This is a genomic window from Bacillus sp. FSL K6-1003, from assembly GCF_037964945.1.
In the GTDB taxonomy this organism is placed as follows: Bacteria; Bacillota; Bacilli; order Bacillales; family Bacillaceae; genus Bacillus; species Bacillus mojavensis.
This window is the reverse complement of sequence record NZ_CP150176.1, coordinates 3,513,142-3,534,843: the sequence shown is the minus strand read 5'-3', so window position 1 is coordinate 3,534,843 and position 21,702 is coordinate 3,513,142. Positions and strand designations below refer to the sequence as shown.

The window sequence follows — 21,702 nt, the reverse complement described above, 5'->3', positions numbered from 1 at the left end:
TGACGGCTATGAACGGAAAAAAGCTGGCTCTTTTTAGGAGCCAGCTTTTTTGTGGTTATTGTGCCTGCGCTGAGGCGCTTAATGTGAATAATTCTTCGAGCTCATCTGTGGACAGCTCGGTAATCCAGTTTTCGCTTTGGATAATTTGGTCATTCAGTGTTTGCTTTGTTTCAAGCATCATATCAATTTTTTCTTCAATTGTTCCTGTTGTAATCATTTTATGAACATGGACAAATCGCTCCTGCCCGATGCGGTATGCCCGGTCAGTGGCTTGGTTTTCAACAGCCGGATTCCACCATCTGTCATAATGAATGACGTGATTGGCGGCTGTCAGATTGAGTCCGGTTCCGCCCGCTTTCAGCGATAGAATCAGTGTCGGGTATTCTTTCTTTTGAAATTTCTCAACGAGTGTATCGCGGTCTTGCTTAGAAAGACTCCCGTTCAAAAACTGTACAGGTTCGCCGAAGGTTTTTTCAAGCAATCGCTTCATCATGTTCCCCATTTGAATATATTGCGTAAAAATGAGACAGCTTTCGTTTTGGGCGCGGATCGCAGTCATCAGCTCAAGCAATTTTTCAAGCTTGACTGATCTTCCGGCCAGCAGCTCGGTTTGGTCTTCCTTCAAATAAAGCGCGGGATGATCGCATATTTGTTTAAGCCGTCCGAGCATGCTGAGGATCAGTGCTTTTCGCTGCATGCCTGTCAGTGACGTCATATGTTCAAAAGTGTCTTTCACCAGCTGCTCATAGAGAGACGCCTGTTCGGCTGACAGCGGAATAAACTCTTTTTGCTCCAGCTTGTCGGGAAGGTTTAATGCGACGTCCTCATCCCGTTTTGTCCGCCGCAGCAAAAACGGCCGGATTAATTGCTGAAGCTGTCCGATTCTTTTTTCGTCCCGGTCCTTTTCGATCGGCAATACATAGCGTTTATGGAAACCAGTCAGACTGCCGAGATAGCCTTTATTCATGAAGTCGAAAATCGACCATAGCTCAGTCAAACGGTTTTCCATCGGTGTTCCGCTCAGCGCAATATGGTGAATGCCCTTCAGCTTTCTGATTGCGCGTGATTGCTTCGTGTGCGCGTTTTTAATATTTTGTGCTTCGTCAAGGCAGATTGTGCTCCATGTCACGGTAGAAAGCTCTTCAGAATCGGCATGCGACAGCCCGTAGGAGGTTAATACAACATCCGCGTTATCATAATAGCCGGTGAAGTCTTCTCCCTTCGGACGGCGTGGGCCGTAATGGAGAGCGACCGACAGATTGGGCGCAAAGGTTTGAAGCTCCCGCTGCCAGTTGCCGAGGACGGATGTCGGCGCGATGATCAGATTCGGCGTGTTTTGCCGTCCGCTTTCCTTCACATGAAGAAAATAGGCGATCATCTGAATGGTTTTCCCAAGTCCCATGTCATCGGCCAGACAGGCGCCAAAACCGCTTTGCCGCAGAAACAGCAGCCAATTCATGCCGTATTTCTGATACGGACGGAGCGTGCCTTGAAAGGAGGGGCTGACCTCATGCTCCGGCAGATTTTCCGCAGTTGTCAGCTTTCGAATCAGTGATCTGAGCTGTTTTGACAGGTCGAATTGAATACCGGCAAAAGCGGATGTATCCATGAGGTCTGAATCCTCAAGCCCGCCTTCCCGCTGATCCATCAGCTCGCGTGCCAGAATATCAGACATATGGAGCCCTTCTGATTCCGCTTTCTCCATCAGCCGTTTCATCTGTTTGATAAACTGAGGATCTATTTTCACCCATTGCCCGCGAATATTGACAAGGCGCCTGTTGCTCGCGACAAGCTCGTTAAATTCATCCTCTGTCAGCTCAATGCCGTTTGTCGCAAACCGCCAGTTAAAATCAAGCAGCGCATTCATGCCGACAAAGGACTCGCCGCGCGGGGCGGAAGACACCTTTGCTTTAAGCATCATGCTGCTGTCTCTGACAATCTGCCACCAGGATGGCAGAAGAATTTCAACGCCCATATCGACAAGTGTCTCACTTGCCTCTGACAGGAAAATCCAGGCTTCTTCCTCTGAAATCAGCGTGGTGCCGGAATCAAATGACAGCCACGGAACCGTTCTATGAAAGCGGTCCTGCTCCCGTGCGATTTTATCGCTGTAGGCCTGCCACGATTTTTTGAGGCTCTTCAGCCCATCAAAAAATACAACCGCGCCGCTCTTTTTATCGCGTAAAAACATTTCGATTTTCCAATCATCGCCGTCAAAGTCTGGTTCGTTCAAGCGGAGGCCGACCGTAAACGGGGTTTGATCGTCAACCCAGCCGATGCCTTCGAGAAAATCCTCTTCATCCAGAAAATGTCCACGAAATGTTGTGACCGCAGGTGATTTCTCTTTGATATTTTCCCATTTCTCACGCAGTTCGTCGTCATATTGAATATAATCCTGCACCGCGGCTGAAAACCATTCCGCAGTAAAGCCATCCAGTATGCTGTCCCGATCCTTCCAGCGAAAAACACCGTTTGTCCATGCTTCGTAGTCAGGCAGGAAATCGCCGTCCGCGATAAATTCGTAAATGGTGGACGCTGCCTCAATCAGCGGTTCCGTTTCTTCTGTGAGCTGCACGGAGCTGAATGAGTTGAACGAGTTCTTGCCGAGAAGCTCTACAGTCATCCATGGAGAAAGCAAAACCGCGGTTGTCCCGATGAAGCTGACATCCTCAAGGAAGGTTCCGTAAAATGAGGATTCGTGCCATTGAAACAAATGCTTTTTCATGTGGCTGTAGGGAAGGGGCTGCTCATTCTCATCAAAGGCTGAGAGCGTGAATGACCCGTCTTCCATTTGTTCGACGTGAATAAGTATTTCTTTAAGACTCGCCATCAATCAACTTTCCTTTCTGCAGTTCTTCTTGAAGGGCGCGCAGGCGCTTGTAATGTGAGCTCAGCTGCTGAATATAGCGTTCCCATACCTTCAGTTTTTTCGCTTTTTTGTAGAGCGTCCGCAGTTTTTTCAAATACCGGGCCGCTTCCTTGTAAGAGCTGCGGTTTTTCTGGTCGATGAAAAAGGCCACTTCTCTGTGGTAAGCGGGTATAAGGGCCTCGGGATCGCTCGCCGCAATTTCTTTGAGCATCGTTTTATCTATTTCATAGATGGAAAAGCCAACAAGACTGTGGATTTCGATCCACTCGGCATAACGCTTTTTCTCATACAAATGATGGCTGTATTCTGTGAAAGTATACGGCAGACAGCCTGCTGCATAGCGTTCAAACAGTGCATGGTCATTGGTTTGCTTCACATACGCGTTCAGCAGAAGGAACAGCTCGCCAATTACGTCGCGAATTTCTTTGAACGGCTTATCCAGCTTCGTATAACCAATCGCAATCGATTCAATACGGAGGTACCATGCCTTGAGCCGTCTCCAATCCTTTTTCGCGGTGATTTCACTCAGCCATTGGAACGTATACGGCAGCGCTTCCGGAGGGAATTGGTCGGTTTCCGCAAAAATCGCATCATCATGTTTCTGCAAAAATTCCATATGCAGACGCCCGAATTGCAACTCAGGAGAAAACCGCCGCCCAGCTTCTTTTTGCAGGATCTCTTGCTCACGCGCCACCCATTTCGGCCGCGGCAACAGCGCGCTCCAAATTTCACCGAAAATGCGGATGCGTTCATATTGAAAAATATCCTCCTTCAGTAAGAGATTCCGAATGACATCTGGCGTTTTCTCCAGAAAAGGATCGAGTGCAAACGACAGTGCGTACGTCTTTAATTTATCAATTGAGCTGTAGATCGTATCCATCAGCTGTTCAACATAAGGATTGAGGGAATAAAAATCGCGCTCGGGGTCCAGTTTTCCTTCTTCAATCAATGTAAACATGCGAAGCCACACCGCGATCGCTGAATGAATCTGATATAGACTTTTCAGCTCCGGCTTGATTGGGGCATGCTTTTTCAGAGCAGACAGATAGCCGTAATAGAGGCCCTGCATGTTTTGGCTGCCTTCAGGCGTGCGTGCCTGCCAAAGAGAAAACTCTGAATCGAAAAAAGCAAGCCAGCTTGAAAGCGACTCTTCATTAGGCAGCACCTTCTCTTGGAATTGTCGCCGGACGAGCTCTTTGCTTTCTTCAAGCTTTTCCCTCTCCAGCCAGTGCTCTGTAAAAGTTCCCACTCGTTCAAACATTGCATATACATATAAAAAAACAGCCAGCTTATGGCGGCAGATTCTCCCAGACGGACATGAACAGCCGCTTTTGGCTATGACAAATAAGTTCAATGTGACCCGCACAGGCACAACATCCTGCACGTAAGCCGTAACTTCCGTCGGACTCACTGCTTGTAAACGATAGACTGAATCCTGCCGATATAAAATAAGGGCTTTTTTGATCAGCTGAACATTTTCCTCGCTGTAAGGAAGAAGCTCTTTTAATTGTTCAGCCGATGCCAGCACATCGTCTTTAGAAATCATATTCTGAAGCATGATTATCGCTCCTAACCGAGTCACGTAATAAAAAGATCCAATTTCTCTATTATATCGCAACACAACGGCATGAAAAAGTTTTTCCTAAAATAGGACATAAAAAATGGGATGTGTCGAATGATGTATTAGAGATTGCAAAACGAGAGCCGGCATCATATAATAATCGTGTTTTCAACTTAATGGAAGCTGAAAGGAATAAAATGATGAGTGAAAAGAAATTGAATCAAGAAGAATTTCTGAAAATTTTGATGCATGCACATGATATTGGTGAGCAGTCATCCGAGATGACCACTAAGGAAATGCTTGAAAATTTGATTTCTCATATTAAAAATGGATATGCAACATAAAAATCCCGCTGTTTTTTGGCGGGGTTTTTTTCTGATTTATGACCGGAAGGAGAAAAAGATTCAGCTCTGGCAAGACAATAAATAGAACGCTTACATAATAGAGGCTGAAAACTGTTTTTGTAAATTTTTGTCGAATATTGTCACGTGAAAAGATGGAGAAATGCTGTTTTAACGTTGTATAATCGTATGGAAAAGGATGTTTAAGCTGATTTGGAGGTATCATGGGAGAATCTATTAGTTTAAAAGACATATTATCAACGTTAAGAAAACGCATACTTTTGATTATGATTGTAACCGCAGCTGCGACTGCTGCCGGCGGATTCATCAGTTTCTTCGCACTTACACCCATCTATGAAAAGTCAACTCAGATCTTGGTCAATCAATCGAAAAACGACCAAAAAGAAGTCCAATTTAACGATGTCCAAACCAATCTTCAATTAATCAATACGTATAACGTCATCATTAAGAGCCCTGCTATTTTAGACGAAGTGATTAAAGAGATGGGCTTGTCGATGACTTCACAAGAACTGAATGAAAAAATTACTGTTTCCAGTGAGCAGGATTCCCAAGTGGTCAATATTTCTGTCAGAGACGGGAGCGCGGAAACAGCGGCTCACATTGCCAACACTGTCGCATCTGTCTTTAAAGACAAAATCACTTCGATTATGAATGTTGACAACGTAAGCATTCTGTCAAAAGCTGAGGTTTCTGACCATCCGTCGCCTGTATCGCCAAAACCGCTGCTGAACATCGCCATCGCGTTTGCGGCAGGATTGGCAGGAAGCATCGGACTGGCCTTTCTGCTTGAGCATTTGGATAATACGATCAAATCGGAAGAGCAGCTCGAAACATTGCTGGACATACCGGTATTGGGAACGGTTTCCACCATTGCCAATGAACAGAAAACAGAAAAGAGCTTAAAAGGCATTCAATCTGATAAAGCGGGGAGTGGACATTTTGGCGCTTAGAAAAAGCAAGGGCTCATGGAGTCGCAAAAATGTCATTGCGCTGACAGAGCCGAAATCCTTGAATTCAGAACAATATCGAACGATTCGAACAAATATAGAATTTTCTTCAGTGGATCGCCAAATGAAATCAGTAATGATTACTTCGGCATGCCCTGGAGAAGGAAAGTCTACCACAGCTGCTAACCTTGCTGTCGTATTTGCACAGCAGGGAAAAAAGGTTTTGCTCATCGATGCAGATTTGCGGAAACCTACAGTACATACCACCTTTCAACTAGAAAATATGACAGGCTTAACATCCGTTTTACTGAAAAAATACTCACTGAAGCAGGCTGTGCAAACGTCTAAGGAACAAAATCTTGATGTGCTGACGAGTGGCCCGATCCCGCCGAATCCGGCCGAGCTGCTTTCCTCCAAGTGGATGGAAGAGCTTTCGGAGGAAGCGTGTGCGGCCTATGATATGGTGATTTTCGATACGCCGCCTATTCTCCCTGTAGCAGACGCGCAAATTTTAGGGAACGTTGCAGACGGTTCCGTTTTGGTTGTTTCAAGCGGGAAGACGGAAAAAGAAAAAGCCGCAAAAGCAAAAGAGGCGCTCGATTCGTGCAACAGCAAGCTCCTCGGAGCCATTATGAACGGCAAGAAGCGCTCGAAGCACTCTGATTACGGCTACTACGGAAGGGAAGACAATTTCATACAAAAATAAATAACGTGCATGCTGCCCGTTATTTATTTTTTGCGAAAAAAGGAGGCTTAGAAATGATTGATATTCACTGCCACATCCTTCCGTCAATGGATGACGGGGCAAGGAGCCTGGCAGACAGCATCGAAATGGCAAGGGCGGCTGTTCGTGAAGGAATCAGAACCATCATTGCAACCCCGCATCATAAGAATGGTTCATATGAAAACGAGCAAACCGCTGTCAGAGAAGCGGCAGACCTGTTAAACAAACGTTTAATGAAAGAGGAGATCCCGCTCACCGTACTGCCGGGACAGGAAATCAGAATTTACGGGGACTTGAAACGGGAATTGGCTGAGGGCCGGCTGCTGTCACTGAATGACACGAAATATATCTTGATTGAGTTTCCGTTTGATCATGTACCGCGATATGCCGAGCAGCTTTTTTATGATTTGCAGCTGAAAGGATACATTCCGGTTATCGCGCATCCCGAACGCAATAGCGAAATCCGCGAAAATCCGTCCTTGCTGTATCATCTTATAGAAAAAGGAGCGGCATCTCAGTTGACAACCGGAAGCCTCGCAGGAGTTTTCGGGAAACAGATGAAAGCATTTTCGCTGCGGCTGGCTGAAGCCAATCTGATACATTTCTTAGCTTCAGATGGTCATAATCTGAAAACAAGAGATTTTCGCTATCAGGAGGCACTCCGTGTTCTTGAGAAAGAATTCGGTACGGAATATTCTTATATGCTCACAGAAAATGCTGAGCTTCTACTGCAAAATCAAGCGATTTACAGGCAGGCACCGCAGCCGGTCAAAAGAAAAAAACGATTCGGGCTCTTTTGATCTGCAATTCTCATTCACCACTTTCTTTGTGAGAACGATATAATAGTATATTGTATGATTGAATCATATTTCAGAAATCTGTACAGGTTGATTCCGGGAGATCATCCGCATTCATGTCAGGATGTTCTCATACGATAATACGGAAGCTGTAAAGCAGCAATTTAACTGTTGGAGGGAAACCATGAATATAACAGTCATCGGAACAGGCTATGTCGGTCTTGTGACAGGTGTTTCTCTTTCTGAGATTGGCCATCATGTAACTTGCATTGATATTAACGCTCAAAAGATTGAAGAAATGAGAAAAGGGATTTCCCCCATATTTGAACCGGGTCTTGAAGAGCTGATGAGAAAAAATATAGCTGATGGGCGGCTGAGCTTTGAAACGAGCTACGAGAAAGGCTTAGACCAGGCAGAGATTATTTTTATAGCGGTCGGCACACCCCAAAAGAACGACGGGCATGCGAACCTGGAGCATATTACAGATGTGGCCAAGCGTATTGCCCGGCACGTGACGCGAGATACGATCGTCGTAACAAAAAGCACAGTGCCTGTCGGAACAAATGATTGGATTTACGATCTGATTACAAAACATCTTGCGGAGCCTGTCAGCATATCGATCGCATCCAATCCGGAATTTTTACGTGAAGGGTCAGCCATCCATGACACGTTTCATGGAGACAGGATTGTGATCGGAACAGCCGATCAGGACACCGCCAGAACGCTTGAAGAGCTCTTTCATCCGCTCGATATCCCGATTTACCAAACGGATATCAGAAGCGCCGAGATGATCAAATATGCCTCAAATGCCTTTCTGGCTACTAAAATCAGTTTTATAAATGAAATTTCGAATATATGTGAAAAGGTCGGCGCTGATATTGAATCTGTCGCATACGGCATGGGACAGGATAAGCGGATCGGGAGCCAATTTTTAAAAGCGGGCATTGGCTACGGCGGTTCTTGTTTCCCAAAGGACACAAACGCCCTTGTGCAAATTGCGGGCAATGTCGAGCATGATTTTGAGCTGCTGAAATCGGTCATCAAGGTCAACAACAATCAGCAGGCGATGCTGGTTGATAAAGCGCTGAACAGGCTTGGCGGAGTGACGGGAAAAACGATCACCCTTTTAGGGCTGTCATTTAAACCGAACACGGACGATATGAGAGACGCGCCGTCGATTGTCATTGCTAACCGCCTCGCCGCACTAGACGCCCATATCAAAGCCTTCGATCCCATTGCCGTCAGCCATGCGAAGCATATATTGCCGCAGGCTGTTGAATACAAAAAAACGATGGCGGAAGCCGTTAAGGGATCAGACGCCGTCATGATTTTAACGGACTGGGATGAGATTAAACAATTTCCATTAGCAGATTATCAAGATTTGATGGAGCAGCCGCTGATTTTCGACGGCCGAAATTGCTATTCATTAGAAGAGGCTGCTGCCGCCGGAGTGGAATACTATTCTGTAGGCCGGAAAGCGGTTGTTCCGGCAGGTGCAATGTCATAGATGTAAAGGAAAGACTGGCGGGATGCCGGTCTTTTTTTGTATCCATCTTTTATTGTATACGATGGATATATTCGCTAAGGTTTACCTATTGTTTGAAACTAGAGGGTGCTGCCTACAGATTTACAGTTTGAGCAATACGCTAGCATAGGGACAGTTGAATTCTTTGATTCATTCGGTTGGAATACGTGTATAAAGAACATCCCATCATGCTTTTACAAATTGATTCAGACGATGATATTGATTTGTTGTAGGGAGACGTCGGCATCGCAAATTTTTTCATCACACCTGATGATTTAAGGGGAAAAGACTTTTCAAACGTTCTGTACAATTGGGACTGCAGCTCATACAAGCTTTTGATCCAAAGGGTCACCCCTGCCGCCAATAGGGTCAGAAGCGGAAATGAAATAAGCCACACAACAAAATCAGGCGTTGCCGAGTCAATGCTGAACATAAATATGACCAATAAGCAGAGCACTGTAAGAGGCATTGACCAAAGGCCGTGTTTTCTAAACAATAAAGTGCCTGCCATTCCAAATACAAAGAAGGACAGAAAAGGAAAAACCACGAAAAATAACATCATCGGACTGAAAAAACTCATTGTCATCCCTCGGTTTCACCTTTTAATCTTACAAGATTTTACCACATAAGGAAAAGAACAAATCATCAAAATCTGCCTCTTTCAAGTGTCTTTCTAACTACGACTTTAGAATTTCTCAACATAAAAAGCGCTCGCATTGATCTGATAACGAACAAAAAAGAGACTTTAGACCTCCGTATTCAGAGCGTTACAAGCTTAAATTAAGCATTTTACCCTATTTAAGCCGCCTTCTTGCTATTTTAAAATATAATATATGGAAATAAAGTATGGAAAAGTCTATCTTCATCAGCCCCTCCATACGACTTTTTGAGTATTAAGAGGTGATACAGATGGGTTATGAAAGTATGCTAGCGGATATCAAAAGTTCGCTCAACGGAAAAATTTCCGACGTGGAAGACAAGATCGAAAAGCTGAAAAAAGCAAAAAAGGACATAGACACACTGCAAGAAGAGGCAATCACTGAAATCAAAGAAATTGTGAAACCGGAATTAGGCAAGCATTGGACGGGAACAAAAGCTGATGATTTCGACAAGGGAAGAGAAGAGGCGAAATCGGAAGCTTCTAAGATTGTGAATGATAAATATAACGAGTATATGGCTTCGATTCAAAGCAAAATATTCTGGCTTGAGACAGAGAAATTTGAGCTGAATTTGACAAAAAGTGCAGCGAATGCCGCAGGCGACCTTCTTGCTAAAGGAGAAGATTTCGTAGAAGAAGCAGGAAGACAAATTAGTAAACTAAAATGGTGGTGATCTTTTTTTATGTCAGAAATTAAGCTGAAGTACGACACAGTCATCAAAACATTAGAGTCTGTCAAAGATGCGCTTGCTGACGTATCAATCGGCGCCGCAGGATCCAACGGAAAAAACAGCCTCGATTATACGAAGAGATATCATGAGCGTGAGGAGAACATCAAAACCATGCTCGGAGATTATAAAAAAGCGGTACAGAAAAATATCGAGGATACGAAGGATAATGTTGATTCACTGAAAGAGCAGGATGAGGCGATCGCAGTAAAATAGAAGAGAAAGGGCAGTGCGATGAGTAAAGTATTTGAATCACATTCTTTAATCGATGAAGCGAAAAATAGAAAAAAGCAATATGAGACGCTGGAAGAGCAGCTGAACACGCTAAAAAAGGCGTTTCAGGAAGTTGCTGATTTAGGTGACAGTTTTAAAGGAAAAGGCGCGGACAATATTAAGGACTTCTTTCAGGGACAGGCGGAAATCGTCGACAGCTGGCTGACGCTTGTCTCTGCTCAAATTGCGTTTTTGAACGGCATTTCAGGAGATATTAAAGATCAAGAACTGAATGATTCATATGTGGAAACTTCTTTTTTGGATCATGAGCTGCCCAACGGAGATTTAAAAGCCTCGGAAATTGTCTCCGCTCATAAAGCAGAAATTGATTCTATTTTGTCAGGCATCAGCGATGTTATTGATCTCGATATGTACTCGCTTGATAATTACGCGGATAAGATGGGCGATGCCCAAAAAATCAGGCGTGACACGATCACGGCAGTCGATAACCTTGATGAATCCCTGACCACTGAATATCAAAATTTAGAATCTTTGGACAACGCAGTGCTCACCAAATATTCTGTTCTTATGCAGGCCACCAGCAATGGAAAAAGCGCATCCCCTATGTACTATGATAAAAAAGCCTTCCACAGCAATGAAGTTTACAAAAGCGTGATTGATGTTGAAAAACAGGGAACAACCTATATTGACGCAAAAGCCCAGCAAGCCGAAGCAAGACGGCTTCAGGAAAAAGCGGAAGAAGAAGCGAACAAACCGTGGTACGAAAAAACATGGGACGGGATTTGCACCTTTACTGGTGAAGTCTCCGGCTATTATGATTATAAAAGAGCGACGGAAGGCGTTGACCCGGTTACCGGAGAAAAACTCTCTGCCGCAGAACGTGTGACAGCAGGAGCAATGGCTGCAGCCGGATTCATACCGGTCGTCGGCTGGGCAGGCCGCGCCTTCAAAGGCGGAAAAGCCATCTACAAAACCGGAAAAGCGGCTATCGCGGCTGAACACGCTTTGGATGCCTACAAAACCGGCAAATCCTTAGACATTCTCAAAATGTCAGAAATGGGCGCATACGGCCTTGTTGCGTCAAACGGATTCTCTGAAGCCGTGACAGGCAGAGATATGTTTGGAAACAAAGTGTCTGAGGAGAAGCGGAAGACGGGCGCGCTGGAAGCGGCATTAAGCCTCGTTGGAGCCGGTGCTTTGGCGAAACATATAGACAAAGGCATACCGCTTGCAACCCATTCAAAAGTCCAAAAGGCAAACAAAACACTAGAAAAAGTAAAACAATTCAAAGTCCCGACAAACGTCCGCGTGTACGCAGAACGCCCAGTAACAACGAATGGCTTTACATTCGGATTCCCGACAGTCCGTATCGATGTGGAAAAGACAGCTGTGAAAGATCTTGGAATTATGAAGATGGCTAGTAGTGGTAGCGGGAATAGTAAGAAGCTTTTCGGTCAAAATGGAACTCAAATTGCAAGTAAGACAACATGGCAAAATGGGAAGACAGAAAGAATAGATATTGAAAACCCAAATCCAGGGCAAAGAGAAGGTCAAATTCACTATCATGAGCCAAATAATAAAAAATGGTACTTTGATGTTGAAACAAAAAAGTTTTATGACCAAAAAACAGGTGAAGATGCACCTAGCAAAATTCAAAAAGTACTTAAAGACAAAAGTGTTCAGAAAGCTATAAATAAGGGATTGAAATTTTTAGGTGAGGATCCTGTATTTTAGTATAGGAGTGTAGATTATATATGGAATATACAAATAAAAATATGAAAAGACTAAAAGAACGACTTGAAGATCTGAGCAATACAAATAAAGTTGACCTATCTAATTTAAAGGATATTATTTCACCTAATATAGTTAAAGTAGACGATTGCTTTATTCTAGATCTAGAGTATGAGTTACCTGATAATCCAACTATAAATTGGAATAGAATTTTAAAAATGTATGGGGATAAAACGGGGTATGAAGCATCGTGTAATGAGCTTCGCATAAACGATTATTTAGACTACAGTGATTTGTCCGGTGAAGAGATTTTACTTTATGCGCTTCAGGTAGTGGATGGTTGGGAACATCATTTAAAAGAAAAATTTCCTGAACATAAATTTGTTGTGATTATAAGTATTGATGAAGGTTTTGCGACAATTAGATTTTATAAATATAGAGAAAAGGAAAGCAGTTGGCTAAAGGCCGATATTGAAGAGTACGGAAACGAAGCTATTCTTGTAAAAGAAATTAACTTTGGTAATTAAATTTAACTAAAAAGCAGGTAGTTATACTGTACCTGCTTTTTTAGTTTTTACTTTGAGAGCAAGAAACATTACAAATGATCAAGCCTTTACAGAATTAATAGTAAAACTAATTCAAAACTGTTGATTTATGAAAAAAATAAAGTTTAAGTTTTGTAAAAGGTAAAATTAAATGATTCAAAAATATAAAGGAGAGAATGACTGAAAACGAAACTAAAGAGGTTTTGTTAATGAGAAAACATGTTAAATTAGATGTTCCAAAAGTTAATATACACCTCCTAAGAATAACACAAGGTTGGAAAGTAAATTATAATCATTTTGTTGAATTAGATCCAAGAATTTTAGAACCGAATGATGATTCCTGGTTTTTGTTCACAGACAGTTTGTTGCAGCTTTATCATGAACAATCCTCAATAACACTTGATTTAGGCTGGGTTCCTGACATTTCTGCTGAAGGTAACTATCTGGTTTCAATAGTTAAAAATAATGATTGGGAAACCCCTATTAAAGAAATTTCATCAGACGACTATAAAAAAGTGATTGCACATATTGAATATCATTTAAAAGAAGTAACAACAACTTGGTGGAAATAGTTAAATAATTAATGGATTAAGGGATGGAATGATTATTATTTATGGAAGATGGAATCAGATTTATTGTTGAATATCCTGAAATCGGTGACTTGCTTCATCGGCTATTTGTGAATAGGGAATTAGATGAATGGTACAAGAACAAATGTGCAGAGAAAATAAAAGTACCTGATGAATTTAATCAAATAAAAGGTTTGAAAAAAATTGAAGTTAGAGATTTAAACAATCCTTCAGGAGAAATCAATATCCACTTGCAAGATCTTTCTGGAGAAAATGGATTTCATTTAGAACAGCAAATCAATATGAAAGTATCTAAATTGGTTCCTGTTTATGTACTAGATTATAGTTATTCCCTAAGACACGATTTAATTGATGGCGCTTACGATATTGTAGGGACCGCTGAATCTTTAGAATTCATTCAGGGAACGAACTATATCAATAAGATAATGCAAGAGAAAGGGTTTATCGAACTCAGTTATTTGTATGATTACTACGATACTGTGTATGAGTGGAGTGAATTGCCACATATACAGCCTTTCAACAGAAGATTAACATTAGGAGATGCCTTGTTTACTGATGTATTAGAATTGCTATAGTTAGAAACTTGCCGTGTTGTCATCGGCAAGTTTTTTTATAGATAGGATAACAATGTGGAGTGCAAGGAGAAGCGAGATGAGCAGAGATCATATTTCTCAATTGCAGCCATTAAAAATCTGTGATGGCTGGTATGTAGTACTGAACAATTTAAACTCAGAAAAAAGAACGGTAGAAGAATATGAACTACTAATACTGCAAAATGAAAAACATAATGCCATTATTAAGGTACTATATCAAGATGATCAATACCATATTAAAGTGGTTGGCTTAAAAATAGATAAGATTTATGACGTAGAATCTTTTGATAAAATAGAACATGTATTAGAAGAATTAGAATATCAAATCTGGAGTGTGGGAAGCGGGGTTTTAGAAGATTTGCAGCCGCTAACCCAACAGGTTCCCGATTTCTTAAGGCTAAAGATACCGGCTGGTTGGACTGTCGATTATATTACATTAAAAGATACTGACCCTAAAACATTAGAGGCAAGTGATGATGCTTGGTTATTTGACTTTAATCAGGATCTCCTGCAAATTTCTCATAAGGCTAAAAACTTGTTGCTTGATGTAGGGTGGTACCCAGAAGGGGATCCAACCGGTAATTATGGCATTGAACTTATAAAAAACGAAGATTGGGAAAATCCATTAGAAGATATTATGTGTACGGAGCTTAAAGAATTAATTGCACAATTGGATCATATTTTTATGAGAGAAATGAAAAATGAATACCAATCTGCAGGCAGTAATACTTGCCTTTCAACAGAAGATAACATGAGGAGATGCCTTGTTTACTGAAGCATTAGAATTGCTATAGTTTAACCTTACCTTGTTGTCATAGATAGGTTTTTTAGAATGATGAAAGCACATTTAACAAGTGAAGTATAGTAGAAATAGGAAGTATGAGTTACAGTTAATCTTTCATGGAAGGTCGTATAATAAGTAATGAAACTTCGGAATTATCATTTAGTAGAAGAAGTTATTGATTTTTCAAAAATGTTTAAACCTAGAACATCAAATGATATCTGTGATTTCACTAAAATAATTAATGACAAAGAAAAAGCTAAATACCATGCATATGAAGAAGTATTTGGTGAAGATGAATATACGTGGAAAGATATAAAAGAAAATGAAATGAGTGAAGTATGGGGCGAAATTTACGAATTAAACGATGATCAAAAACCACAAGACTTAGACGTATTACTAGAAGTTTTTTCTGTAAATGTCAGAAGGGTTTCGGCTGAATTTAATATTTTTTTTGGAGATGTTGTAGCAGACCTGAATAATTGTGCAATCAATAGAGCGGTAAATGGGAACACACACAATTTTTTTGAAAAGCTTTTTGAAATTTATAAAGTGGGATCTTTTCCATGTGGATGGTATGGAGATTATCCTAATGGAAGTTATATCGCCTTGAAAATAGATTCAAAGTCATAAGAAACATTTTAGAAAGTAAAGAGAGGAAAGCTAGTGAAATGAAAGTACATCAAATTCACGATTTTCATCTAAAAGATGAATCGGATTTTGTTCAAACACAACAATCCCTTATACATAAAATCAACCTATCACCCTCCATCACCCCAGACTCCATCAAAACCTGCGCAGGCGTTGACCTTGCCTATTGGGAACAGGACGGAGAACCATACGGAGTGTGCAGTATCATCGTCATTGACGCTGATACAAAAGAAGTCATTGAAAAAGTGCACAGCATGGGGAAAATCAGCGTGCCGTATGTGTCTGGTTTTCTTGCTTTTCGTGAGCTGCCGCTGATCATCGAGGCGGCCAAAAAGCTGGAGACAGAACCGGATGTGTTTTTGTTTGATGGCAACGGGTATCTGCATTACAACCATATGGGCGTTGCCACCCATGCGGCTTTTTTTCTCAATAAACCGACAATTGGGATTGCGAAAACATATCTCAAAATCAAAGGCTGTGATTTCGTAATGCCTGAAAATAAAGTCGGTTCATACACAGATATTATCATTGACGGCGAGGTATATGGCCGGGCGCTGCGGACGCGGCGGGACGTGAAGCCTATTTTCTTGTCTTGCGGAAATAACATTGATTTAGAAAGCAGCTATCAAATTACGATGAGCATGATCAGTCATGAAAGCAGACTGCCGATCCCTGTCCGCCTGGCTGACCTTGAAACACATGTCTTGCGAACGATTTATCAGAAAAATCACGGGTAACACTTGGGGCTCTAAGCCATCAAGTGTTTTTTGTATGCTGTGTGCTTTCCTGCTTTATCAAAAACCTTGTCGTCCTTGCAGAGAGGTTTATTTGAATGTATTCCGCGTCAAATCGATAAAAGCCTTTAATGGTGCAGACATCCACTTGTCCTTATGCCATGCTAGTTGAGTAAAAACGGGGCAGTCGCTTTGCCAGTTGAATTCTTTCATCCGACCTTCGGCAATATCGTCTTTTACTGTCATTTGAGGCAATAGTCCAATTCCAAGTCCGGCCATCACGCATTGTTTGATGGCTTCTATGCTGACAAATTCTAATTTGTTAGGGTAGACACCGGCGTCATGTAAGGCTTCCTCAAAGAGCGTGCGGTATGAGCAGCCGTCCTCTGTCAGGAGAAGGGTTTCGTTTTGAAGATCCTTCAATGTTACTGGTGAGTCTTCTGGAAAAGGATGGTCATTGGCGGCTACCATTTTGATCTCATCCTGAATCAGAGATTCAACGTGCAGTGCGTCTTCCGTCCGGTTCACATCCAAAATGAAGGTAATATCAAGCTGGCCCTGTAAGAGCTGTTCTTTCGCTTGTTCGTTGGAAATATACGGTTTGAATATGAGCTTTACTTGAGGAAAAGCCTGTTTAAATTCTTTTATGATAGGGGGAAGGCGATATGTGCACTGGCTTTCTGTCGCTCCGATTCTTAAGGTTCCCGTTGTTTCAATCACTTGGTTTGACGCCATTTTCGCTTCCTCAGTTAAGGAGATAATTTTCTCTGCGTAGGACTTGAATGTTTTGCCGGCTTCGGTCAGTACGAGCCGTTTGCCGAGCCGTTCAAATAAGGGGGTTCCGATTTCTTCTTCAAGTGATTTGATTTGAGATGTAACACTTGATTGCGCATAATTGAGCATCTTGGCGGTGAGGGTGAAATTGACGTGTTCTGCCGCCGTGATAAAGGTAATCAGCTGCTTCAGTTCCATCGGCCGTCGTCCTTTCTAAATCGGTTTTATCGATTGATTCAATCGGAATAATCATCTGTATTGATTGATTTGTTCATTATATGATAAAGAAAATCATTCGTAAACAAAAGGAGCCGATGACTGATGAAAATAGCGGTTATTAACGGAGGGACACGGACCGGGGGAAATACAGACATTCTTACGGAGAAAGCTGTTCAAGGATTAGCGGCGGAATCCATTCATTTACGAGAATATCGCATTCAGCCAATAGAGGATTTTCGTCATGATTCAAATGGCTTTCGGCCGGTGGTGGATGACTATGATTCTATCGTTGAACGGATTTTGCCTTGTGACATTCTCATTTTTGCCACCCCCATTTATTGGTTCGGCATGTCAGGAACGTTAAAGCTATTCATTGATCGCTGGTCACAGACGATGAGAGATCCACGATTTCCTGATTTTAAAGAGCAAATGTCAGCAAAACAGGCATATGTGATAGCAGTCGGAGGAGACAATCCTAAGATAAAGGGGCTGCCGCTGATAGAACAGTTTGGTCACATTTTTGATTTTATGGGAATGTCATTTGAAGGCTATGTGCTGGGAGAGGGCAATCGTCCCGGCGATATTATATTTGATCAGCAGGCGATAGAAGCTGCGGGCAGACTATTGAGAAGAAGTGATGCCGTGTGAAGCTGCTGTTGTCCGTCATTGTTGGGATGCTTATTCTAGGATTCTTTTTATCTTGGAAAATGCCGCGGTCTGAGGAAAGGATACACGTCAAAACAAACTCGCCTCAAGATAAGCAATTTGCCAGAATGTCAGGAAACGCGCTGCAAATCAAAAACGTGATCAAAAATGATGCAGGCAAAGAAACAATTTATATGACAAATGGCATTTCTGGCCCAAAATAAAAAGCACCCTTTGAGGGTGCTTTTTCTATAAATGAGGAACTACTAGCCCCCCATATAAAAATGCCGCGATAATCAGGAAAGCCGGATGCAGTTTGAATTTTGTCATGCAAAGGAGGGAAATGCCCGCAATCACTAAGGATTGAATCCAGCCGATGGCTTTGATGCCGTCTGCGCCGATTTGCCAAGTGAGAATGAGCATCATGACAGCGATAACAGGCTGAACAGACAGCGTCATGCCTTTGATCACAGGTGATTGGCGAAAGCGCTGAATGATGCGCAGCAGGACGATCAGCGCGAATGCGGACGGTACAACAGTTGCGATCAGCGCAATCAGAAAGCCGGGCCAGCCGCCTGCGCTGTAGCCGACATAAGCGGCGATTTTGGTTGCAATCGGGCCCGGCAATGCATTCGCAAGTGCGAGCATGTTAGAGAATTGGTCGTTTGACAGCCAGCCGTATCTGTTTACGACTTCTTCAAACATCAGCGGGATAGAGGCTGGGCCGCCGCCATATCCCAGAACGTTTGCGATAAAAAATGCTGTGAATAAAAACATAATGATCATGAGGCGGACATTCCTTTATCTTTTGATTGTTTATTCGTCATTTTGTCTTTCAGTTTAAAATGAAATGCCCCGTATGCTAAGAAAATGATAATGACGATACCGGGGTTGATCTGTAACAATTGCAGTCCGATAAAAGCAATGATAAAAAACAGGATTCCGGTGACCCAGCCAAATCCTTTGAGCGCTTTTTGCCCAAACTCGTATGCCATGATACCGAGCATTATGGCGATAACTGGCGTTACTGCGCCAATCATGCCGGCAACAACTGCCGAGTGGCTTAAGACGTTTACAGCCGCAAATAAGGCAACCATTGCAAGGCATGTAGGCAGAATGTGGGCCAGAGTGGCAACAATCGCGCCTAGCGTGCCTTTTAGTTTGAATCCCAGATACGCCGCCATCTTGGTAGCGATCGGTCCGGGGAGTGCATTGGCGATGGCTAATATTTCTCCAAATTCATCATCATCTATCCATTTATACTTATTCACCGCTTCATGGCGGATCAGCGGAATCACCGATGGCCCGCCCCCGAAGCCTAAGATTCCGGTGCGCACCATTGCGGCGGTCATATCCCGATAAGGATGGTTTTTCATCAGTTTCTCTCCTTTACAGCTTCATTCCCATACGGCTTTTGTACCGTTTGATCAGCATTTGGCAATCAACGCTGACGACGCCCTGAAGCGGATACAGCCGTTTCGTTAAAAACTCTTCCATTTCCTGATCATCCGCGAAGATCCCGTGCATGTGAAGCTTGCTCGGACCAGTCATGTGATAAAGGCTGGTGACCGCAGGTTCTTCTTCAAGCTTTAGGGCGACTTCTTCTAGGAATTGCGGCTCTACCTCCACATTAAAAAACACGGATACATGAATGCCGATTTTAGCTGGATTGATCACGGCTGTGAATTTTTCAATAACACCTGCTTCAATCAGCTGATTAATGCGTGATTGAACCGCAACACGTGATAATTCAACTCTTTTGCCAAGATCCGTATAAGAAATCCTCCCTTCCTCATGCAAAATGGTAAGAATCTGTTTGTCTATCTCATCAAGAACAAGGTTAGGAATTTGATATTCATTGCCCATTTGTTGCACCTGCTTTCGTTTGACTTTTAGTCAATATTTTATCATATAAGTTTCATTTCGTAAGAGAAAATTTATATTTATTTTCGCAATGAATATAAAAATATTTTTATGTTTACGAAAAGGATAAAGTTCGTCAGCTTTTCTTCCGGATCAGTAGATGCGAAAAAACAGGGTCTCTATAATGAAGAAAATCTCTTGCAAAGGGGACTTGTGATGAACAGATCTATTATCGGCACTAAGCAAATGGTCGTCAGTCCGCATTACCTCGCATCACAAGCGGGAAACCGCATTCTGGAGAAGGGAGGAAACGCATTTGACGCCGCTGTCGCCGTGAGCGCTTGTCTGGCGGTTGTCTATCCGCATATGACGGGGCTTGGAGGAGATTCCTTTTGGCTGACCTTTCATCAAAAAACAAAGGCGGTAAGAGTGTACAATGGCAGCGGCCGTTCAGGAAAAAATGTGACGAGAGACGTGTATAAGGGGAAAAATGAGATTCCGCTGCGGGGGATCGACAGCGCAATTACCGTACCGGGAATGGTCGATAGCTGGGATGCCGTGCTGAAGACATACGGACGGATGTCGCTTTCTGATGTATTGGAGCCTGCACTCCATTATGCTGAAAATGGTTTTCCTGTATCTGCAGATCAGTGCCGGCATACAGCGACGAATCTTGAATTGCTGGCGTCAACACCTTACACCGCTGATATCTTCACGAAAAACGGCAAAGCACCGGTCCCCGGCGAACGGTTTGTGCAAAAAGAGCTTGCGAACAGCCTGAAAATGATTGCTGAAAAAGGAAGAAGCGCGTTTTATGAAGGTGATATCGCACAGCGGATTGTCTCGTATTTACAGCATAATGGCAGCTATATGACACTTGATGATTTTACAGCACACAAGGGTGAGTGGATGGAGCCTGTATCCTGTGATTACCGGGGGTACATTGTGTACCAGGCGCCGCCGAATTCCCAAGGTTTTACGGGTTTAATGACGCTGAACATTCTGGAAAACTATGATTTCAGCCAAATTGAACATGGTTCATTTACCTATTATCATGTGCTCGTGGAGGCACTGAAAAAGAGTTTTCTAGATCGGAATGCCGTTCTGACTGATTCGGCGTTTGCTGATATTCCGCTGGAAAGCCTCTTGGACAAAAGCTATGCCAAGCAGCTGGCGGAAGAAATTGGTTATATAGCTGAACCGGTGGAAAGCAGACCGGTAGGCAGTGATACCGCCTATGCGGCGGTGATGGATTCGGATGGCAACGCGGTGTCGTTCATTCAAAGCCTGTACTTTGAATTTGGCTCGGCTGTTACTGCTGGCGATACAGGCATTCTCATGCAAAATCGCGGCTCATTTTTCTCATTGGATGAAAACCATGTCAATACACTTGAGCCGAGAAAGCGCAGCTTCCATACGCTGATGCCGGCTATGGTCTGTAAGAATGGGGAACCGAAGATTCTGTACGGCACGCAAGGGGGCGAAGGCCAGCCGCAGACTCAGACGGCAATCATCACCCGGATGCTGGACTATGGAATGCATCCACAGCAGGCAATTAGCGAGCCGCGCTGGGTATGGGGCAGAACGTGGGGCGAGGATTATGAAGGTCTCAGAGTTGAGAACAGAATTGCAGAGAAGACGGTCGAAATGCTAAAAGAAAGCGGCCATCTCGTGGAGACAGTCAGTGATTATGACCCGCTGATGGGCCACGCCGCAGCAATCGCAGTGGATGAGGAGGGCTTTCTCCAAGGAGGAGCCGACCCAAGGGGGGATGGGGCGGCTGTTGGGATTTAAGATACGAAGAAGAAGAACATACTCATATAAATAAAAATGACCAGAGACAGTGCCGCACCAAATAATGAGTGTACATATTGTTTTTCTTCACGCTCATATTTCCATTCCATAAGAGCACGTAAACCATTAATGACGAAAAGATATAAAATGAGCATATACTCTGGCGGATAACGCAAAAGAGAAAATCCCAGTAAAATAAGCAGAACGATTTCCAGCACACCTTGAATACTGTTCACCGGTTTATACCACCAACGGGGTTTGGGAATGCCGCGTTTACTGGCGAAAATATAAAATGATGTACTGAAAGCAGCTGCGATCAGTATTAAAATTAAAAAATGAGTGCCTGTCATACCAATCCCTCCTAAACTCATCTCTTT

At 43.0% G+C, this 21,702-nt stretch carries 25 protein-coding genes and 1 pseudogene; 19 read left to right on the top strand and 7 right to left on the bottom strand.

Going from position 1 to position 21,702, the window contains the following annotated elements:
- Nucleotides 1-55: 55 nt before the first annotated feature.
- On the bottom strand, nucleotides 56-2,830 hold the full coding sequence (locus NSU16_RS18020; RefSeq protein ID WP_268448162.1) for a DEAD/DEAH box helicase: 2,775 nt from the start codon (nucleotides 2,828-2,830) through the stop codon (nucleotides 56-58).
- Entirely contained in the window at nucleotides 2,817-4,427 is a 1,611-nt protein-coding gene (locus tag NSU16_RS18015; protein WP_268448163.1) for an SWIM zinc finger family protein, read from the bottom strand. The genes NSU16_RS18020 and NSU16_RS18015 overlap by 14 nt, the downstream gene beginning before the upstream one ends.
- Nucleotides 4,428-4,630: 203 nt before the next feature.
- On the opposite strand from NSU16_RS18015, the gene NSU16_RS18010 reads away from it, so the two are divergent.
- The 16 genes and pseudogenes from NSU16_RS18010 (at nucleotide 4,631) to NSU16_RS17935 (ending at nucleotide 16,033) form a co-directional block, all read left to right on the top strand.
- Nucleotides 4,631-4,774: a hypothetical protein gene (locus NSU16_RS18010; protein WP_010332161.1), complete on the top strand. Its 144-nt coding sequence runs from the start codon at nucleotides 4,631-4,633 to the stop codon at nucleotides 4,772-4,774.
- Between the two features lie 221 nt (nucleotides 4,775-4,995).
- On the top strand, nucleotides 4,996-5,742 hold the full coding sequence (locus tag NSU16_RS18005; protein WP_010332160.1) for a YveK family protein: 747 nt from the start codon (nucleotides 4,996-4,998) through the stop codon (nucleotides 5,740-5,742).
- The gene (locus NSU16_RS18000) at nucleotides 5,732-6,445 is read left to right on the top strand and encodes a CpsD/CapB family tyrosine-protein kinase (RefSeq protein ID WP_229149792.1); all 714 of its coding nucleotides are present in this window, start codon (nucleotides 5,732-5,734) and stop codon (nucleotides 6,443-6,445) included. The genes NSU16_RS18005 and NSU16_RS18000 overlap by 11 nt, the downstream gene beginning before the upstream one ends.
- Before the next feature lie 53 nt (nucleotides 6,446-6,498).
- Nucleotides 6,499-7,263, top strand: coding sequence for a tyrosine-protein phosphatase (locus NSU16_RS17995; RefSeq protein WP_339191674.1), 765 nt, complete (start codon nucleotides 6,499-6,501; stop codon nucleotides 7,261-7,263).
- A gap of 181 nt (nucleotides 7,264-7,444) precedes the next feature.
- Complete coding sequence (locus NSU16_RS17990) at nucleotides 7,445-8,767, top strand: UDP-glucose/GDP-mannose dehydrogenase family protein (protein WP_339191673.1); 1,323 nt, start codon at nucleotides 7,445-7,447, stop codon at nucleotides 8,765-8,767.
- 105 nt (nucleotides 8,768-8,872) lie between these two features.
- Nucleotides 8,873-9,108, top strand: a pseudogene (locus NSU16_RS17985) (DUF1963 domain-containing protein); the annotation flags it as partial.
- 99 nt (nucleotides 9,109-9,207) lie between these two features.
- On the top strand, nucleotides 9,208-9,414 hold the full coding sequence (locus NSU16_RS17980; protein ID WP_339192732.1) for a hypothetical protein: 207 nt from the start codon (nucleotides 9,208-9,210) through the stop codon (nucleotides 9,412-9,414).
- Between the two features lie 280 nt (nucleotides 9,415-9,694).
- The gene (locus tag NSU16_RS17975) at nucleotides 9,695-10,117 is read left to right on the top strand and encodes a DUF5082 family protein (protein ID WP_010332155.1); all 423 of its coding nucleotides are present in this window, start codon (nucleotides 9,695-9,697) and stop codon (nucleotides 10,115-10,117) included.
- Between the two features lie 9 nt (nucleotides 10,118-10,126).
- Nucleotides 10,127-10,387 (top strand): YwqI/YxiC family protein, encoded by a 261-nt coding sequence (locus tag NSU16_RS17970; RefSeq protein WP_339191672.1) that lies wholly within the window; start codon nucleotides 10,127-10,129, stop codon nucleotides 10,385-10,387.
- An 18-nt stretch (nucleotides 10,388-10,405) separates the two neighbouring features.
- Nucleotides 10,406-12,139 (top strand): T7SS effector LXG polymorphic toxin, encoded by a 1,734-nt coding sequence (locus NSU16_RS17965; protein WP_339191671.1) that lies wholly within the window; start codon nucleotides 10,406-10,408, stop codon nucleotides 12,137-12,139.
- 20 nt (nucleotides 12,140-12,159) lie between these two features.
- Nucleotides 12,160-12,663, top strand: coding sequence for a hypothetical protein (locus tag NSU16_RS17960; protein ID WP_019715954.1), 504 nt, complete (start codon nucleotides 12,160-12,162; stop codon nucleotides 12,661-12,663).
- A gap of 194 nt (nucleotides 12,664-12,857) precedes the next feature.
- On the top strand, nucleotides 12,858-13,253 hold the full coding sequence (locus NSU16_RS17955; protein ID WP_339191670.1) for a hypothetical protein: 396 nt from the start codon (nucleotides 12,858-12,860) through the stop codon (nucleotides 13,251-13,253).
- A 41-nt stretch (nucleotides 13,254-13,294) separates the two neighbouring features.
- On the top strand, nucleotides 13,295-13,846 hold the full coding sequence (locus tag NSU16_RS17950) for a hypothetical protein (RefSeq protein WP_339191669.1): 552 nt from the start codon (nucleotides 13,295-13,297) through the stop codon (nucleotides 13,844-13,846).
- A gap of 76 nt (nucleotides 13,847-13,922) precedes the next feature.
- Nucleotides 13,923-14,639, top strand: a complete 717-nt coding sequence (locus NSU16_RS17945; protein ID WP_339191668.1) for a hypothetical protein — start codon at nucleotides 13,923-13,925, stop codon at nucleotides 14,637-14,639.
- A gap of 147 nt (nucleotides 14,640-14,786) precedes the next feature.
- Entirely contained in the window at nucleotides 14,787-15,278 is a 492-nt protein-coding gene (locus NSU16_RS17940; RefSeq protein ID WP_339191667.1) for a hypothetical protein, read from the top strand.
- A 38-nt stretch (nucleotides 15,279-15,316) separates the two neighbouring features.
- The gene (locus NSU16_RS17935) at nucleotides 15,317-16,033 is read left to right on the top strand and encodes an endonuclease V (RefSeq protein WP_326331946.1); all 717 of its coding nucleotides are present in this window, start codon (nucleotides 15,317-15,319) and stop codon (nucleotides 16,031-16,033) included.
- An 87-nt stretch (nucleotides 16,034-16,120) separates the two neighbouring features.
- Here the strand turns inward: NSU16_RS17935 and NSU16_RS17930 are convergent, their stop codons facing one another.
- The gene (locus NSU16_RS17930; protein ID WP_339191666.1) at nucleotides 16,121-17,002 is read right to left on the bottom strand and encodes a LysR family transcriptional regulator; all 882 of its coding nucleotides are present in this window, start codon (nucleotides 17,000-17,002) and stop codon (nucleotides 16,121-16,123) included.
- 123 nt (nucleotides 17,003-17,125) lie between these two features.
- On the opposite strand from NSU16_RS17930, the gene NSU16_RS17925 reads away from it, so the two are divergent.
- Together NSU16_RS17925 and NSU16_RS17920 are read left to right on the top strand one after the other, a co-directional pair.
- A complete protein-coding gene (locus NSU16_RS17925) occupies nucleotides 17,126-17,671 on the top strand; it encodes a flavodoxin family protein (protein WP_339191665.1) in 546 nt (181 codons plus the stop codon).
- Nucleotides 17,668-17,892 carry a hypothetical protein gene (locus NSU16_RS17920; RefSeq protein ID WP_339191664.1) on the top strand — a complete coding sequence of 75 codons (225 nt, stop codon included), beginning with the start codon at nucleotides 17,668-17,670 and terminating at the stop codon, nucleotides 17,890-17,892. Before NSU16_RS17925 ends, NSU16_RS17920 begins: the two co-directional genes overlap by 4 nt.
- Before the next feature lie 25 nt (nucleotides 17,893-17,917).
- Here NSU16_RS17920 and NSU16_RS17915 read toward each other — a convergent pair whose 3' ends face one another.
- From NSU16_RS17915 to chrS, 3 genes are read right to left on the bottom strand one after another with little or no spacing between them, the layout of a single operon-like run.
- A complete protein-coding gene (locus tag NSU16_RS17915) occupies nucleotides 17,918-18,454 on the bottom strand; it encodes a chromate transporter (RefSeq protein WP_069486818.1) in 537 nt (178 codons plus the stop codon).
- The gene (gene chrB, locus NSU16_RS17910; protein ID WP_339191663.1) at nucleotides 18,451-19,044 is read right to left on the bottom strand and encodes a chromate efflux transporter subunit ChrB; all 594 of its coding nucleotides are present in this window, start codon (nucleotides 19,042-19,044) and stop codon (nucleotides 18,451-18,453) included. The genes NSU16_RS17915 and chrB overlap by 4 nt, the downstream gene beginning before the upstream one ends.
- Before the next feature lie 13 nt (nucleotides 19,045-19,057).
- Nucleotides 19,058-19,534, bottom strand: a complete 477-nt coding sequence (gene chrS / locus NSU16_RS17905) for a chromate efflux transcriptional regulator ChrS (RefSeq protein WP_010332142.1) — start codon at nucleotides 19,532-19,534, stop codon at nucleotides 19,058-19,060.
- 213 nt (nucleotides 19,535-19,747) lie between these two features.
- Here chrS and ggt point away from each other — a divergent pair, with 213 nt between their 5' ends.
- Nucleotides 19,748-21,325 (top strand): gamma-glutamyltransferase, encoded by a 1,578-nt coding sequence (ggt, locus tag NSU16_RS17900; protein WP_339191662.1) that lies wholly within the window; start codon nucleotides 19,748-19,750, stop codon nucleotides 21,323-21,325.
- Here the strand turns inward: ggt and NSU16_RS17895 are convergent.
- Nucleotides 21,322-21,675: a DUF4181 domain-containing protein gene (locus tag NSU16_RS17895; RefSeq protein WP_339191661.1), complete on the bottom strand. Its 354-nt coding sequence runs from the start codon at nucleotides 21,673-21,675 to the stop codon at nucleotides 21,322-21,324. The two genes, ggt and NSU16_RS17895, sit on opposite strands and share 4 nt — an antisense overlap.
- Nucleotides 21,676-21,702: the final 27 nt, after the last annotated feature.